Source organism: Aeoliella mucimassa, assembly GCF_007748035.1.
GTDB lineage: Bacteria > Planctomycetota > Planctomycetia > Pirellulales > Lacipirellulaceae > Aeoliella > Aeoliella mucimassa.
This window is the reverse complement of sequence record NZ_CP036278.1, coordinates 4,042,147-4,056,305: the sequence shown is the minus strand read 5'-3', so window position 1 is coordinate 4,056,305 and position 14,159 is coordinate 4,042,147. Positions and strand designations below refer to the sequence as shown.

Sequence of the window (14,159 nt, the reverse complement as noted above, 5' to 3'; positions counted from 1 at the left end):
GTGGTTTTCGCACGCAAATAGATTCCCATTTCCCAAAACGCATCGAGTGGGAATCTATTTTCACGCTGGGAATCAATCGCAAGTCGTTTGTTAGCAATGAGTTGCATCAACACCTCCGGAATAGTTGCCCAAAATAGATTCCCACCCATGGGAAAGTATTTTGGGGAGGAGTCAGGGATCAGGATTCAGGGGACAGGAGAGTTTGGGATATATGATTTCTGAATGATGATTTCTGACTTGCGGAATGTCAGCTTGAGGGAGCTTCCAGCGACTGAAAGATCTAGCCTATTGCTTACAGCTTAAAGCCTACAGCTTTGACACACGCGCAGCAGTGAACGCCAGCACAAGGGCCATCGCGGTCAGAGACCGCTCCTACAGCGCGCTTGCCTGGTGAATGGCCTTACTTGTTTTCATATTCATTCGGTTACATCTTTCCATCCTCCAACAACGAACTACTGACCACAAACAACGGACCAAAACATACCTGTCCATTAGAACACCACAGGTGGCCAATTCCCAGTGAAATCTTGAGCTTCTAGAAAAATCGTTTAGCCCGCAGCCGAAGGCGTAGGCTGGCGATGGGAGACAAGAGCGACCACACAAATTCACACGAATTGTCGCTGGGTGCCACACAGGATCCCACGCCCCGAAGGGGCAGCTACATGTCAGCCCGGGGCATCGCCCCACGAAATGGAATCCCCCCACAAAGCCTCTGGCCCTTCCCGGGCCTGATAGCCCGACCCTCCCGCAAGCGGGTGGGTGAAGACATGAGTGTGGCGAGGTCGCTTACCTAAGCGTGCCCCATTCTGGGTGCCACTGGCGAAGCCCATTACTGTCCGGAGTTCGGTTCTTTGCATTCCGGGAGTGTTGCGCGGCGTCTTATGATTGCATGGATTGGCTTACGCGATCAAGACTCGCCGCCTTTTTCCTTTCACATTGCGCAGGCGGCAGCGTGAGAATCGCGGCCGAGTGGCAGCGTCTCTAAGTCGATTGCTGTTTCTTTTTCTCGCTCCGCCGCGCGGCCGACTGCCGGGCCAGTTCGTTCTGACGTTCTCGCTCGCGGAGGATCGGCAGGATCTCTTCCAGGGTTGCCGCCCCGCGGCCGACCTGTCCCATTAGGGCGAACAGGTACTTGCTCGGTCGATAACCGGTGTGCAGGTACATCAGCAACACGGCAATGACCGCCACGTAGAAGTGCGTTTGCACCCCTTCGCTTGCGTGGCTGATCAAGTGTCCGAAGTTCGCAGAGCTCTTCAGCCACCGAAAGAACAGTTCTACTTGCCAACGATAGCGATACAGCATGGCAATCACGTGCGCCGGTACATCGAGCAGGTTGGTGATCAACCGCAGTTGCGACGGTTTTCCCTTTTCTTCGCAAGCGACGATGACTTCGCGAAGCTGCACTCGGGGAACTCGATGTCGGCTCGGATTCGAAGACTTGAAATGTCCCACTCCATCGCTGAGCACGCCGGCCGCTTTGTCTTTTTCGGTGAGTTCGCGACTTTTCACTTCCCGCAGCGTGGGCGAATTGCCCCCCGCTGGGCGATAACGAGCCACGAAGTGCGATTGCAACGCGTGTGTGTCGTCGTAGTGCGCTGCCAAGAGCGCGAAACTCATGAAGCCGCGGTCGTACAGATAGATACGACCGGGCTGCAACCGTTCGATGGCTGAATCGGCCTCGCTCTGGCCAGGGGATGGAATGACGATTGCCTCGGGAAGCCACGTGCTCACCGGCAAATGGACATCCACCCGCGCTCGATGCTTCTTCGCCCCATGATTGTTCGTATTGCACATGGCCCAGGCGACTTCGGCCACGGCCGGGAGAAACGTGCCATCGACGGCCACGGTCTGCTGGAGCAGTTCGTCGAGATCGTCGTCACCTATCGATTGCCGTTTTGACTTGCGGGCAAGTTGCCGGCGGAGGGCATCGAGAATCGGCTGCAATCGCTCGGGGTCGGCCAGTTGATTGAAGTCTGAGAGCGTACTTCTAGTGATCTTGCGAATCGAAAGGTGTTTCTGAGCCTGTACCGTTTGGCTGAAATCTTCGATGGTTCGCAAACTGCGGATGGTGGGATTGAAGAACGCCAGCAGGTAGGCTACGAACACGTCATCGAGAAATAACTTGCGATTACCGTGGGCGTCTTCCGAGCGGAGTTGTTTGAGAAACTTCTCCAAAAGCCGGACATACTTCCCCCCAATGACCTGCTCGGGCCACACTGGTAGCTCGTCTTTAGCAACTCGCTGGGAAGGCATGGACTATGTCGTACCACACCACTCCCCACCGCGCAAGTTCAGAATCGGTTAAGATTAATTCCGGACAGTAATGGGCTTTGCCAGTGATGAAACTCAGTGGAGTCACTGAACATACGACTGCGTGTTAATCGGATAAGTGCAGTCCCCACCCACTTCAACAGGTCACACAACAAACCATCCAGCAAGCAAACACTGGCGGAGCCAGTGGCCCCCAGGGCAATGCACTACATCCATCCTCAGCACCTCCATATCCCTGAAAGGGAATCGTCGCCCAGCGAAGAGTTGCGCGCCGGCGAGCTCCGCGAGCCAAAACGCTACCCTGGGTAAGAGTGCTGGTGATTGGGGAACGTGGCGGATCATGATCGACCCGTTGCTACTGCCATGCGATCTGGCAAAGCTGTCAGTGGCAAGCAAGCTGTGGTAACTCGGCTATCGCACTTGGGGAGGCTTCCCAAAATGGCAGCACTGCGTGCTTATCGACTTAACTTTCACTACCCACCCCAAATGCAGTCTTCTTTAACTCAAGCATAGGAGTATCCTGGTCCTGCTCTAACTGCTTTCTAGCATTCTCCCAGTTGTCTTCGAGCTGTTGATGAAATTTCACAATGAACTCTAGAGACTCTGATACTGAATTAGGGTCAATCGAATCATTGAGCCTAATAAACTCAACGAACCACGCTCCCTGGCGCTTCTTCAATAGCAGCGGATCAAAGTGTGATGGATTGTTTTGGTAGTAACTAATGTGCTCAGGACCATATTGTCCCGGCAGAACAGTGACTGGGCTTCTTGAGCTTGGAATGTATACCTTTTGCTGGGTAGGGTCGTCAGGATTCTCGAAAAAGACTGTCTCATTCCATTCCTCTTCAGTTAACCATGGAGCATCCAGTTCAATCGGTGAATAGGCAACACCGCCTATTTTCAATTCCAAGAACTGTTCCCATCCATGTTCTCCAAATCTCTCATTAACGGACTTTTCAAATGCATGATGAGCCTTGATTGATTTGAACGCTGACAAGTAGGCCGGCCTTAGGTTTTCTGCTATCCCAAAAGTGCATTCCACAAAGTCCTCTTCATCACCATTCAATAGCGCTCGACGCCACTTCGTAAGCGTGTCTTTTGCGGTTGCTTGATCGGTGGGGATTCTCAAGAGCTGTTTTGAATCTGTGCCCGTTTTCTTGTCTTGGCATCCAACCAACATTGGCACAAAAACTAACAGGCATATGAGAAAGTTATGTAATCTAGCTTGCATTGGTGATTTCCTATTCAGAGTCTATTGTTCCTGTGACTTTACCAAAGGCAGACAGAGAAGCATACACTCCACCGCGCGAACCACAGATAGTCGATGCATTTCTATCTTTGATTATTCGGCGATAGCTACCGGGACGCATCCAGCAAAGATACCAGAATCTTTACTGACAAGAAGCAAGAATAGAGAAGGCATCTGTTTATTCGTCTTCCTTGACGATCCGTATTCATCCGTGGCCAGAACGACTCTGTTTCTCACGTCAGAGGCTACGCGCAGTCCCGACGACGAAGATTCAAAGAGTCGAATGCCACAAGTGTTCCGTCGTGAACTGCGCGGTTTTGCTCGGTTTGCGCTAGGGGGTATTCTGACTCTCTTCGTATTGCTCTATCGCCTTCCGTAGATTCCTGAGCCCGTCCAGGCATTGCTGCCGGATTAGTGCCTCGCGTCGAGCAGCCATCAGCCCTGTTGCGAGGGAGAGTATCACTAGCAGGGCGAAACCTATCACGGTTCGCTTCCGTTTCTTACGGATCACTGCATGAAGGAAAAGTCCGGTACCAGTAATCAGAGTGGTCGTGCTGAGTCCCTGCAGCAGATGCAGCCCTACGACGTCGCGGCGCAGCTCGGAGTGAAGGTCTCGGAAGAGCTCGACTGCACAGTACCCCACGCACAGGATGGCAACAGCCAGCGTGCCATACAGTAACACGCCTGCCAGGGGGTTGCCGGCTCGGTGCTCGTTCGGCTCACTGGTGGGGGATTGGTAAGGTGACTCCATGGAACCTTTTCAGAGGGAGGGGCAGGGGGCGTAACGGAGCAGTTGTGGAGGTTCCCCAAAAACAAGAGTGGCCATCCGACACTTGCTGGTATCTAATGTTACCATCGCAACTTACTGGATGGCGATCGCCTGGGTAGCACCCTGCACCAACCAACGAATGATTCAACTTACGCACGACAAGATCGACCCCACCCAACTGACCGGCCAGGCGACGCATCCGGCCGCCGGGGCGGTGGTGCTGTTTCTCGGTACCACTCGCGGGGTTACCAGCGACCAGTCGTCTGGCGAGCGCCATACCGCGCGGCTGATGTATGAAGCCTATAACTCGATGGCCGAACGCAAACTGGCGGAGCTCGAGGCGGCCGCCCGCGAGCGGTGGCCGATCGTGGAGTGCTTGCTGGTGCATCGGCTCGGCGAGGTGCCAGTCGGCGAAGCCAGCGTGGCGGTGGTCGTCAGCACCGCGCACCGTCGCGAGGCGTTCGAGGCGGCTGAGTGGCTGATCGATACCTTGAAGCAAGAAGTCCCGATCTGGAAACAAGAGCACTACACCGATGGCCAGGCCGAGTGGGTCGGAGCCGTTCGCCCAACGACTGGTTAACCTTACCTCCATATGCCCGACTCTCGATCCTTGCCGCTTGTTGATTCGTTTCAGCGTGTGCATCGCAGCTTGCGATTGAGCGTGACCGACCGCTGCAACATCCGCTGCTTCTACTGCATGCCGGCCGAAGGGGTGCAGTTTCTGCCACGGGTCGACATCCTGTCGTTCGAAGAGATCGCGCGATTCGTTCGCGTTGCGGTATCGTTAGGCGTCACCCGCGTTCGACTGACCGGGGGCGAACCGTTAGTGCGGGCGGACCTGCCAGCGCTCGTCGAGACGCTAACGGCCATCGAAGGGGTCGAAGAGCTGGCGATGACCACCAACGGCATGCTACTTACTGAGCACGCAGCCGCGCTCAAGCAGGCGGGGCTTGGCCGTTTGAACATCAGTCTCGATACACTCGACCCCGAGCAGTTCCAGCGGATCACGCGCCGGCCTGGTCTTGAGCAGGTGCTAGCGGGCATCGATGCAGCACTCGAGGCGGGCTTTAGCGACGTTCGCCTGAACGCGGTCGCGGTCCGCGGCGAGTTGGAGTCGCAGGTGGTGCCGCTGGTGCAGTTTGCCACATCTCGTGGAATGACCATGCGGTTCATCGAGTACATGCCGCTCGACGCCGATCAGGAGTGGGAATCGCAGCAGGTGCTCGCCGGGGCGGCGATTCGCGAACTGATCGCCCGCGAGCTGGGACCGCTCGTGCCCGAGGGCCGCGACCATGCCAGTCAGCCAGCCATGAACTATCGGCTCGTCGAGGGCGCCGGCCGGGTCGGCTTCATCAATCCGGTCAGTGAGCCTTTCTGTCGTAACTGCGATCGCCTACGATTGACCGCCGAAGGAGCGGTGCGCAATTCCTGTTCAGTACCAGCGAGTCGAGCGTTCGCGACTTGATCCGCAGCGGTGGCAGCGACCAGGCGATCGCCGAACTGATTCGGCAGGTGGTTGCCGCCAAGCGGGCGGGCCACGGCATCGACGACGCTAGCTTCCACCGCCCACAGCGGGCCATGTATCAGATCGGCGGCTAACGCCCCGCCACCGAACTCCCCCACCATCCACAGACACACGAACCCCACACGCCGATGTCGAAGAAGAAGCAGTCCGAGAAACAGCCCTGGTACGCCGATGGCCTCCGCTTCAAGTGCACCGGATGTGGCGACTGCTGCACCGGGGCACCTGGGTACGTGTGGGTGAATAAGGAGGAAATGGCCCAGATGGCCGAGCTGGTGGGCGTTGAGCTCGAGGAATTCGAGCAGCAGTTCGTCCGCAAGGTCGGCGTCCGGCGGAGCCTGGTGGAGTACGACAACGGCGACTGCGTGTTCTTCGACAACAAGAGCCGGCAATGCCAGGTGTACACGGCCCGACCGCGTCAGTGCCGCACCTGGCCGTTCTGGGACTCGAATCTGCGGACGCCCGAAGCCTGGGACGAGACCTGCGAGACCTGCCCTGGCAGCGGGCGGGGCAAACTCTACGACATCGATCACATCGAGGCCGAGCGGGCGAAGATCCGCGTATAAACCGCAGGTGTGCTAGCGTTTCTGATAGTCTAGTCGTAACGATTTGAGAAACTTTGACGATTAGGTGGAGAGTTCCGCCGAGACTGTCCGATACTTGCCTCTGAGTCCATGAGACATGGCGATTAGGTAGCGCTAAGAAAGCTTCCAAAAATCGCCGCAACCTGTTGAAATGCAACAAGTTGCGACGAATCGTCCTGAATCCTGGGCCCGGCAGGCCTTGGTTGCTGGCCGTAAGTTGTTTGATAATTTGGGTTTAAGTAGCTTTTGCTGAATTTGGCCGCTAGCACTGCTAAGGCCGAACCAAGCGAGCGACAAAGCCGTATCTGGAGCTACCTCGACGACGGTCAAACTTGACACTAGTGCTTGCTACAACTACACTTGGAGCAAGTCGAGACGACGTCAGATGGGGTCCATTTGGACCAGAATTGCTCCTCGGAACGGGAACTTTGTCGTGACCAAGAAAGAGATTGTGAAGACCATCTCCGAGGAGATAGGCTTGACCCAGCTCAAGACGAAGGAGATCGTCCAAAAGACGTTCGACGCTATCGTCGAGACGCTAGTCGAAGACCACCGAATCGAGCTTCGCAACTTTGGAGTGTTCGAGGTCAAGAAGCGTGCAGCGCGTAAGGCCCGCAACCCGCGGACCGGCGATAAGGTGGACGTGCCCGAGAAGTTCGTGGTAACGTTCAAACCAGGCAAGGAGATGGAAGCTCGTGTTCGCGAGCTGGAGCTCCAAGCCCAAGCCGAACGCGAAGCTCGCGAGCGGGCGGAAGCGGCCAGGTTAAACGGTTCGGCGGGTTATCCACCACCGTCGCCTGAGCAGATGCCAAGTTCAAGCGAGCAAACGAGTTAGATACAGCTACTTTTCCCAAAGGGGTCTTCGCGACTCCCACCAACTTATCGCTAGGTAACGCAGGCAAATCGCCGCAACTCGTTTACCAAACTAGATTTAAGCCAAGCGGTCCCCGCAGGATACGGGGAGCACTCACGATCCCCGATCGATTCGGTATCCGCCGGACGTCGGCGGTTACTCAAGGAGGAGTACCAGTCCCATGCGTAAGTGGTTATTGACGGGCCTCGTGGCCTGTGTGCTCTCGTCGAACGTAGGCTGCCTGATTCCCATGTACTCGGCCGATCCGGCCCGTCGTGCTCGGCAGTTGATTTTCACCTCCGAGGACTTGAGCGCAGTGCTCGATGAATGGGAGCGAATCTGGTTCCTCGATCAACCGAGCCATCTCAGAACTCATCCAACCCACGGCGGCGTGATCTAAGCTGCCAGGGCGTAAGAACTTCCAGCGAGCTGCTGCCGGCGCGAGATGCCCCTCGATGGGCGTCTCGCAAGCCGGGGGCGGGTGGGGTACATTGCTAGTTTGCCCCTCCGCTATTGCTGCTCACTTAGGGATATTGCGACCGTGGATTTATCCGTCACGCTTGGCCGTCTTCGGCTGCCTAATCCCGTGCTCGTCGCTTCGGGGACGTTCGGCTATGCACGCGAAATGCAGGGTCTGGTTGACCTCGGTCGACTAGGCGGTATCCTGCCGAAGACCATTACCAAGCTGCCAAGACCTGGCAATGCGCCGTGGCGTACGGTCGAAACCGCGGCCGGCATGCTCAATTCGATTGGCTTGGACAACGATGGCATCGACTCGTTTCTCGAGAAGCTGATGCCGTACTTGGCGTCGTTGGACGTGCCGATCATCGTAAGCATCGCCGGCCGGTCGGCGGACGAGTTCGTCGAACTCGCCAAACAGCTCGACGGTGCCGCAGGTGTAGCTGCGGTAGAGCTGAACATCTCCTGCCCCAACGTCTCGGGCGGGGTCGATTTTGGTACCGACCCGGCCATGTGCGAAGACCTGGTGCGGCGGGTTCGCGAGGCAGTGTCGCTGCCGATCCTGGCGAAGCTCACACCGAACGTCACCCGCATTGCCGACATGGCCAAGGCCGCCTCGGCCGGTGGAGCCGACGCCCTGTCGCTCATCAACACCTGCCTGGGCATGGCGATCGACTGGCGTCGCAAGAAACCGATTCTCGGCAACGTGATGGGTGGCCTCAGCGGCCCTGCCATCAAGCCGATCGCCCTGCGTTGCGTCTACCAGGCTCGCCAGGCGTGCGACACCCCGATCATCGGCATCGGCGGCATCGCGACCATCGACGACGTCATGGAATTCCTCGTAGCCGGCGCGTCGGCCGTGCAGCTCGGCACCGTGAACTTCTACCACCCCACCGCGTCTATGGAAGTACTCGACGCACTTCCGGGGGCACTCGAGGAGTTGGGAGCGAGCAGTGTTGCCGAGGTATCAGGATCTCTGCAGGTGTAAATGAAGGATCGTTGCCATTGTTGTTCCCAAACCGACGAGTTACGTCTCGTCGGGAGAAGTGAAAGAGCGATTAATCCGACGAGGCGTAGCTCGTCGGGTATCGGTGTTCTCAGAACTATACCCTCATTAAATCCATAAAACTCTAGCCCCTTCGAACCATGCGCGTACTTTCCGGAATCCAACCGACCGGCCCGTTTCACTGGGGCAACTATTTTGGTGCCATCCAGCAATACATCGAACTACAGGACGTTGCCGACGAAGCCTATTACTTCATCGCGAACCTGCACGCGCTCACGACGGTTCGCGACAAGGACCTGTTGAAGCAGTACACGCTCAACGGAGCGATCGACCTGCTCGCGTTGGGCTTGAATCCTGAGAAGGCAGTGCTGTTCATACAGAGCGACGTGCCAGAGGTTAGCGAACTCTGCTGGCTGCTCATGACCGGCACGCCGATGGGGCTGTTGGAGCGGTGCGTCAGCTACAAGGATAAGCTGGCCAAGGGACTCAAGGCCGATGCGGGGCTGTTTGCCTATCCCGTGCTGCAAGCGGCCGACATCCTGGCCTACGATGCCGACATCGTTCCGGTGGGCGAAGACCAACTGCAGCACATCGAAGTGTGCCGCGACATCGCTGGCTCGTTCAATCATCACTTCGGCGAAACGTTCGTGATGCCCAAGGGCAAGGTGCTCGACCAAAGCGCCCGCGTGCCTGGCACCGACGGCGAAAAGATGAGCAAGAGCTATGGCAACACGCTTGCAGTGTTCGACGACGCCAAGAAGCAACGCAAGCAGATCATGCGCATCCAGACCGATAGCCGCCCGATGGACGAGGCCAAGGAGCCCGATGGCGACGTGCTGTACGACTTGTACAAGCTGGTGGCCACCGAAGACGAGGTCGCAGCGATGGCGGCCACCTACCGGGCGGGCGGGTTCGGTTATGGCGAAATCAAAAAGGCACTGGCCGAAGCCTCGGAACGGTACTGGGCCGAAGTCCGTGAGCGCCGCGAAGAGTATGCTGCCAAGCCCGAAGTGGTCCGCGAAATCCTGGCCGCTGGTGCCGAGAAAGCCCGGGCGAAAGCCAGCGTGGTACTCAAACGGGCGCAAGACGCCTGCGGGGTGATCGGTTACTAATTGCTGACTACTTTCGACGCCTCTTACCTTGTGATCATATAAGCTTTTCATTCACCCATCCCACGATTCGACCCCCGCCATGCAATTCCGTACTCGCGCCATCCACGTTGGTAATGAACCTTGTCCCGAAACGGGAGCCGTTGTGCGGCCTATTCATCTGGCGAGCACGTTCATGCAGCACAAGGCGGGCGAATGGCGCGAGTTTGATTACTCGCGGAGCGGCAATCCCACGCGGGCGTGCTTCGAAGAGTCGATCGCCCACCTCGAAGGGGGAGCCGGCGCCATGGCGTTTGCCACCGGCATGGCGGCCACCAGTTGTGCGATGGCCATGCTCAAGAGCGGCGACCACGTGCTCACTGGTAGCGACATCTATGGCGGTACCTATCGCCTGCTGCACCACGTTTCGAATCGGGCGGGGGTGAAGACCACGCTGGCCGACTCAACGAATCTCGACGCGTTTGCCGCCGCGATTCAGCCAGACACCAAGTTGGTGTGGATCGAGTCGCCAGGCAACCCGCGGATGACCATCACCGACATTGCCGCGTGTGCCGAGATTGCCCACTCAGTCGGCGCACTGCTGGCGGTCGACAATACGTTTTCAACGCCGGTGCTGACCCGCCCCATCGAACTGGGGGCCGACATCGTCATGCACTCGGCCACCAAGTACATCGGCGGGCATAGCGACGTGATGGGCGGTGTGCTCGTCGCCAAGACCAAAGAGATCTACGACGAGCTGTACTACGTGGCCAACGCCACGGGGGCGATCATGGCCCCGCTCGAGTCGTTCCTCTGCTCGCGAGGACTCAAGACGCTAGAGCTACGGGTCCGCGAGCAAAGCCGCACCGCGATGCAGCTAGCCGAGTGGCTCGCCAAGCATCCGAAGGTGGCCAACGTGTTGTACCCAGGGTTGCCCTCGCACCCTGGCCATGAACTCGCCGCGCGGCAGATGGACGGGCAGTTCGGCGCGATGATGTCGTTCGAACTCGATGGCACGTTCGAAGATGCCAAGCGCGTGGTCGAGTCGACCAAGCTGTTCCGTCTGGCCGTGAGTCTGGGGGCAGTCGAGTCGCTCATCGAGCAACCCGCGAGCATGTCGCACGCCAGTTACGACGCGGCCGATCGGGCCAAGCACGGCATCAGCGACGGCATGATCCGCCTAAGCGTCGGCCTCGAAGCGCTCGAAGACCTGCAAGACGACCTGCAGCAAGCAATTGGTTAAAAACTACTAACTGTATAATCAAGTCTTGAATTGTGATTCCGATTCTCTGTCGGGGAAATCACGGTTTCGAGCTATTCTTTTGCTTCGCGCTCGTGCAGAAGCTTGACGCTGGTCTCGTCATCCCGATAAACTGGGCAATGTAACGTTTGGTTTGCCTGCGCAATCTTTTCTCCCAGGCATCCCAAGCGACAGGGGCAATAGCTTTACGCTATTTTTTCTTCGTTTATCACGAGGGGTCTAATGAGCGCGAAACATGCAGTGGTGCAGCTAGTCTGCGCATTGATGGCAACGGTTGCCATGAGTGCCAGCAGCACCTTACAGGCGAGTGAGATCGTTGGAGATCACAATCTAGATGGTGTGGTAGATCTAGGCGATTACACCATTATCATCGACAACGGTCTGGGCGATGTTTCTCTCGACGAATGGCAATCGCAATTCGGCGAAACCGGCGATACCATTCGCCTGGCAGCCGAGGGGGATGAGGACGATACTCCTGGCCCCAAAGTATCTGTCGCGGGTGTCGTGGCTGGCGAGCAAATCAACTGGACTGCCACGTTCATGCCGGACGAAGATCTGTACGACGATACGACTGCCGGCTTCGGCGGATCGATCGCTGTGAGCTTCAGTTTCGAAATGCCTACAGGCAGTCTTATCGCATCGAGTGTGATGTATCATCTGCCGTTTGATACCGAGTTATCCGGCTTTGACCCCTACACGGGCGACTCGATTGCGTTCGGAACGCAGGTTCATCCTGCGACCACCAGCGTGATGGGCACCGGCACGGTCGATGCCTTCTTCACGACGGTGGGTAGCGATGTGATCAAACCGGGCGACACGTTACCAACCATTACGTTCAGCACCACCCTCGATGGCAGCATCGTTACCCACGGCGGCATCGCTGCTCAGGCTGGCATGGAGTTCACGATTCCGCCGGCAACTTCGCGGGCGGTTCCCGAACCAAGCACCCTGGTGCTGGCCGGCATGGCGGTCGTTGCTTTGGGCGTGATGTCGCGCCGAGCGGCTTAACGGATCGACCATCAAATTTTTCGATTACTTAGGGCAGCCCGTGAATCTTGCGTTCGCGGGCTGCCTTTTTTCGTTACGCGTGTCGGCTCGCACGGTGATTCCTTCCGGCCGCAACAAGTTGTACACTCAGAGCATCTGTTTCGAGAGTAACTTTAACGCGCGAGGGGTTCCCCCATGCAATTAGGATTTGTGACCGCGATTGTGCCCGACTTGTCGTTCGAGGAAGTCTTGGCATTTGCCTCCGAGGAAGGATTCGACTGTTTGGAGGTCATGTGCTGGCCGCCGGGAGGTCCGGATCGTAAGTATGGGGGGGTATGCCATATCGACGTGTCCGACTTCACCCAGGCGATGGCCGACGACACCATGGCGTTGTGCCAGAAGTACGGCGTCGGCATTTCGGCCTTGGGGTACTACTCGGTGCCGCTCTCGGCGAACGAAGATCAGGCCACTACCGCAGTATCGCATCTGTACAAAGTGATCGATGCGGCCGCGATGATGGGGCTGAAGAACGCAAATACGTTTGTGGGAGCGAACCAGTACCTGACGCTCGAAGAGAACATTGCGAATTTCACCGAGGTGTTCCCGCCGATCATTCGCCATGCCGAAGAACGCGGCGTCTACATCGGCATCGAGAACTGCCCGATGCTCTACCCCAACACCTGGCCGCAGGGGCTTAACATCGCCCGCTCGCCGGCCATCTGGCGGCGGCTTTTCGAGATCATTCCCTCCGACCATTTCGGCTTGAACTACGACCCCTCGCACCTGCGGATGCAGTTGATGGATCCGATTGCGCCGATCCGCGAGTTTGGGTCGCGCATTTTCCACTCGCACGCGAAGGACATGCGAATCGATCTCGATCGCCTGAACGATGTGGGGGTGCTTATGCCGCCGATGGATCGCTCGACCGCCAAGATCCCCGGATTAGGCGATATCGACTGGGGCAAGTACATCGGGGCGCTGAGCGACGCGGGCTTCCAAGGCCCGGTTTGCATCGAAGTGGAGGACGAGGCCTTTACCGAGACCCTCGAAACCCGCAAGCAGTCGCTACGCATCGCCCGCAACGTGCTGCGCCCGCTGATCGGCTAGATTTTGGCGGCTAGCCGAGTTCCCCCTCGACCCCTCAGTAATTAAAATCGGGGGATGGCCAAGTTTGCAAAGTGGGTGACCGACGCAGCCCCCGATTCGCCGATGAGCGACGTGGTTCGCGTTGCGCTCGAAGTGCGGCTGGCGGCCGTGCAGCACCACTTGCCGAGGGCGGCCTTTCTGAGCGACGAAAACGTGGAGTACGTGCACGCAGCCCGCGTTGCGACGCGACGCGCGTCGGCCGCGCTGGCGATGTATCGCGCGTTCCTGCCCGACAAGCCTCGCAAGAGACTGCGGGCGTCGCTGAAGGAGATGCGAAACTCGATGGGCGAAGCCCGCGACCTTGACGTCTACCTTGAACGCTTCACCGAAGTCGACGAGCCAGGCGTCGGCGCGTTTGCGGGGCAGCTAGAGCAGCAACGCATTGCCGCGCAGCGGAGCGTGGTCGGCTGCGCGCTCGGATTGCTCACCGGCGATCGCCTGACGCGGCAATGTCGCCGGGTGGTGAAAGCCAGTAAGCGGTACGCTGCCAAACGGCTTCGCAAGCAATCGTTCGGCGAGTGGGCGACTGGGCAGCTGCAGCAAGCGTGGGTCCCCTTCGCGGCAGCAGTGCCGAGCGACGACCCGGTGGCCACCGAGCTGCACGACTTCCGGATTGCGACCAAGCACTTTCGCTACACGCTCGAATTGCTCCGCGGCGGCCTGCCCGAAACGCACCGGCGGCTAGCGTGCCAGCAGATCAAATCGCTGCAAGCGCAGCTCGGCGAGATCCAAGACCACGCAGTGGCCGCCGACAAGCTCGCCCTCTGGGCCGCGCAGGCTCGTAAGAAGCGTGTCCGCAAGTTGCTGGCTCGCTATCAGCAAGAGGAGCTAGAGCAGTATCGCGGCAAGAGCGAAGCCTTCGTCCATTGGTGGCGCCGCGATCGCATCGACGAACTGCAAGCCGCCGTGGATGCGGTGACGCACGAGCAAGCTTCGTAGTACAGCACGAAGCACATAGCGTTGT

15 protein-coding genes are annotated in these 14,159 nt (G+C 58.1%); 12 read left to right on the top strand and 3 right to left on the bottom strand.

What is annotated here, in order from left to right:
• Positions 1-981: 981 nt before the first annotated feature.
• The 3 genes from Pan181_RS15800 to Pan181_RS15790 form a co-directional block, all read right to left on the bottom strand.
• Positions 982-2,253, bottom strand: a complete 1,272-nt coding sequence (locus tag Pan181_RS15800) for an IS4 family transposase (RefSeq protein WP_145245135.1) — start codon at positions 2,251-2,253, stop codon at positions 982-984.
• A gap of 481 nt (positions 2,254-2,734) precedes the next feature.
• Entirely contained in the window at positions 2,735-3,502 is a 768-nt protein-coding gene (locus Pan181_RS15795) for a hypothetical protein (RefSeq protein ID WP_145248009.1), read from the bottom strand.
• A gap of 349 nt (positions 3,503-3,851) precedes the next feature.
• Positions 3,852-4,271, bottom strand: a complete 420-nt coding sequence (locus tag Pan181_RS15790; RefSeq protein WP_145248008.1) for a hypothetical protein — start codon at positions 4,269-4,271, stop codon at positions 3,852-3,854.
• Between the two features lie 157 nt (positions 4,272-4,428).
• Between Pan181_RS15790 and Pan181_RS15785 the strand changes: the two genes are divergently transcribed.
• From Pan181_RS15785 to Pan181_RS15735, 12 genes are all read left to right on the top strand, one after another.
• The gene (locus Pan181_RS15785; protein WP_145248007.1) at positions 4,429-4,869 is read left to right on the top strand and encodes a molybdenum cofactor biosynthesis protein MoaE; all 441 of its coding nucleotides are present in this window, start codon (positions 4,429-4,431) and stop codon (positions 4,867-4,869) included.
• A 12-nt stretch (positions 4,870-4,881) separates the two neighbouring features.
• Positions 4,882-5,754, top strand: a complete 873-nt coding sequence (gene moaA, locus Pan181_RS15780) for a GTP 3',8-cyclase MoaA (RefSeq protein WP_231943613.1) — start codon at positions 4,882-4,884, stop codon at positions 5,752-5,754.
• Positions 5,751-5,888, top strand: a complete 138-nt coding sequence (locus Pan181_RS26610) for a hypothetical protein (RefSeq protein WP_231943612.1) — start codon at positions 5,751-5,753, stop codon at positions 5,886-5,888. Before moaA ends, Pan181_RS26610 begins: the two co-directional genes overlap by 4 nt.
• Positions 5,889-5,942: 54 nt before the next feature.
• Positions 5,943-6,377 carry a YkgJ family cysteine cluster protein gene (locus Pan181_RS15775; RefSeq protein WP_145248005.1) on the top strand — a complete coding sequence of 145 codons (435 nt, stop codon included), beginning with the start codon at positions 5,943-5,945 and terminating at the stop codon, positions 6,375-6,377.
• Between the two features lie 451 nt (positions 6,378-6,828).
• Positions 6,829-7,230 carry an HU family DNA-binding protein gene (locus Pan181_RS15770; RefSeq protein ID WP_197528406.1) on the top strand — a complete coding sequence of 134 codons (402 nt, stop codon included), beginning with the start codon at positions 6,829-6,831 and terminating at the stop codon, positions 7,228-7,230.
• Positions 7,231-7,429: 199 nt separating this feature from the next.
• Positions 7,430-7,648, top strand: coding sequence for a hypothetical protein (locus Pan181_RS15765; protein ID WP_145248003.1), 219 nt, complete (start codon positions 7,430-7,432; stop codon positions 7,646-7,648).
• A 141-nt stretch (positions 7,649-7,789) separates the two neighbouring features.
• Positions 7,790-8,695, top strand: a complete 906-nt coding sequence (locus Pan181_RS15760; RefSeq protein WP_231943611.1) for a dihydroorotate dehydrogenase — start codon at positions 7,790-7,792, stop codon at positions 8,693-8,695.
• Between the two features lie 158 nt (positions 8,696-8,853).
• Positions 8,854-9,825: a tryptophan--tRNA ligase gene (gene trpS / locus Pan181_RS15755; protein ID WP_145247999.1), complete on the top strand. Its 972-nt coding sequence runs from the start codon at positions 8,854-8,856 to the stop codon at positions 9,823-9,825.
• Positions 9,826-9,904: 79 nt separating this feature from the next.
• Positions 9,905-11,044, top strand: a complete 1,140-nt coding sequence (locus Pan181_RS15750; RefSeq protein WP_145247997.1) for a trans-sulfuration enzyme family protein — start codon at positions 9,905-9,907, stop codon at positions 11,042-11,044.
• A gap of 240 nt (positions 11,045-11,284) precedes the next feature.
• Entirely contained in the window at positions 11,285-12,070 is a 786-nt protein-coding gene (locus Pan181_RS15745; RefSeq protein WP_145247995.1) for a PEP-CTERM sorting domain-containing protein, read from the top strand.
• Between the two features lie 174 nt (positions 12,071-12,244).
• Positions 12,245-13,156 carry a sugar phosphate isomerase/epimerase family protein gene (locus Pan181_RS15740; RefSeq protein WP_145247993.1) on the top strand — a complete coding sequence of 304 codons (912 nt, stop codon included), beginning with the start codon at positions 12,245-12,247 and terminating at the stop codon, positions 13,154-13,156.
• Between the two features lie 54 nt (positions 13,157-13,210).
• The gene (locus Pan181_RS15735; RefSeq protein ID WP_145247991.1) at positions 13,211-14,134 is read left to right on the top strand and encodes a CHAD domain-containing protein; all 924 of its coding nucleotides are present in this window, start codon (positions 13,211-13,213) and stop codon (positions 14,132-14,134) included.
• Positions 14,135-14,159 lie beyond the last annotated feature (25 nt).

What these genes read in the sequence shown, in the direction of transcription:
- Pan181_RS15800 (WP_145245135.1), bottom strand. Translation starts at nt 2,253, where the DNA reads ATGCCTTCCCAGCGAGTTGCTAAAGACGAGCTACCAGTGTGGCCCGAG.
- Pan181_RS15795 (WP_145248009.1), bottom strand. Translation starts at nt 3,502, where the DNA reads ATGCAAGCTAGATTACATAACTTTCTCATATGCCTGTTAGTTTTTGTG.
- Pan181_RS15790 (WP_145248008.1), bottom strand. Translation starts at nt 4,271, where the DNA reads ATGGAGTCACCTTACCAATCCCCCACCAGTGAGCCGAACGAGCACCGA.
- Pan181_RS15785 (WP_145248007.1), top strand. Translation starts at nt 4,429, where the DNA reads ATGATTCAACTTACGCACGACAAGATCGACCCCACCCAACTGACCGGC.
- moaA (WP_231943613.1), top strand. Translation starts at nt 4,882, where the DNA reads ATGCCCGACTCTCGATCCTTGCCGCTTGTTGATTCGTTTCAGCGTGTG.
- Pan181_RS15775 (WP_145248005.1), top strand. Translation starts at nt 5,943, where the DNA reads ATGTCGAAGAAGAAGCAGTCCGAGAAACAGCCCTGGTACGCCGATGGC.
- Pan181_RS15765 (WP_145248003.1), top strand. Translation starts at nt 7,430, where the DNA reads ATGCGTAAGTGGTTATTGACGGGCCTCGTGGCCTGTGTGCTCTCGTCG.
- trpS (WP_145247999.1), top strand. Translation starts at nt 8,854, where the DNA reads ATGCGCGTACTTTCCGGAATCCAACCGACCGGCCCGTTTCACTGGGGC.
- Pan181_RS15750 (WP_145247997.1), top strand. Translation starts at nt 9,905, where the DNA reads ATGCAATTCCGTACTCGCGCCATCCACGTTGGTAATGAACCTTGTCCC.
- Pan181_RS15745 (WP_145247995.1), top strand. Translation starts at nt 11,285, where the DNA reads ATGAGCGCGAAACATGCAGTGGTGCAGCTAGTCTGCGCATTGATGGCA.
- Pan181_RS15740 (WP_145247993.1), top strand. Translation starts at nt 12,245, where the DNA reads ATGCAATTAGGATTTGTGACCGCGATTGTGCCCGACTTGTCGTTCGAG.
- Pan181_RS15735 (WP_145247991.1), top strand. Translation starts at nt 13,211, where the DNA reads ATGGCCAAGTTTGCAAAGTGGGTGACCGACGCAGCCCCCGATTCGCCG.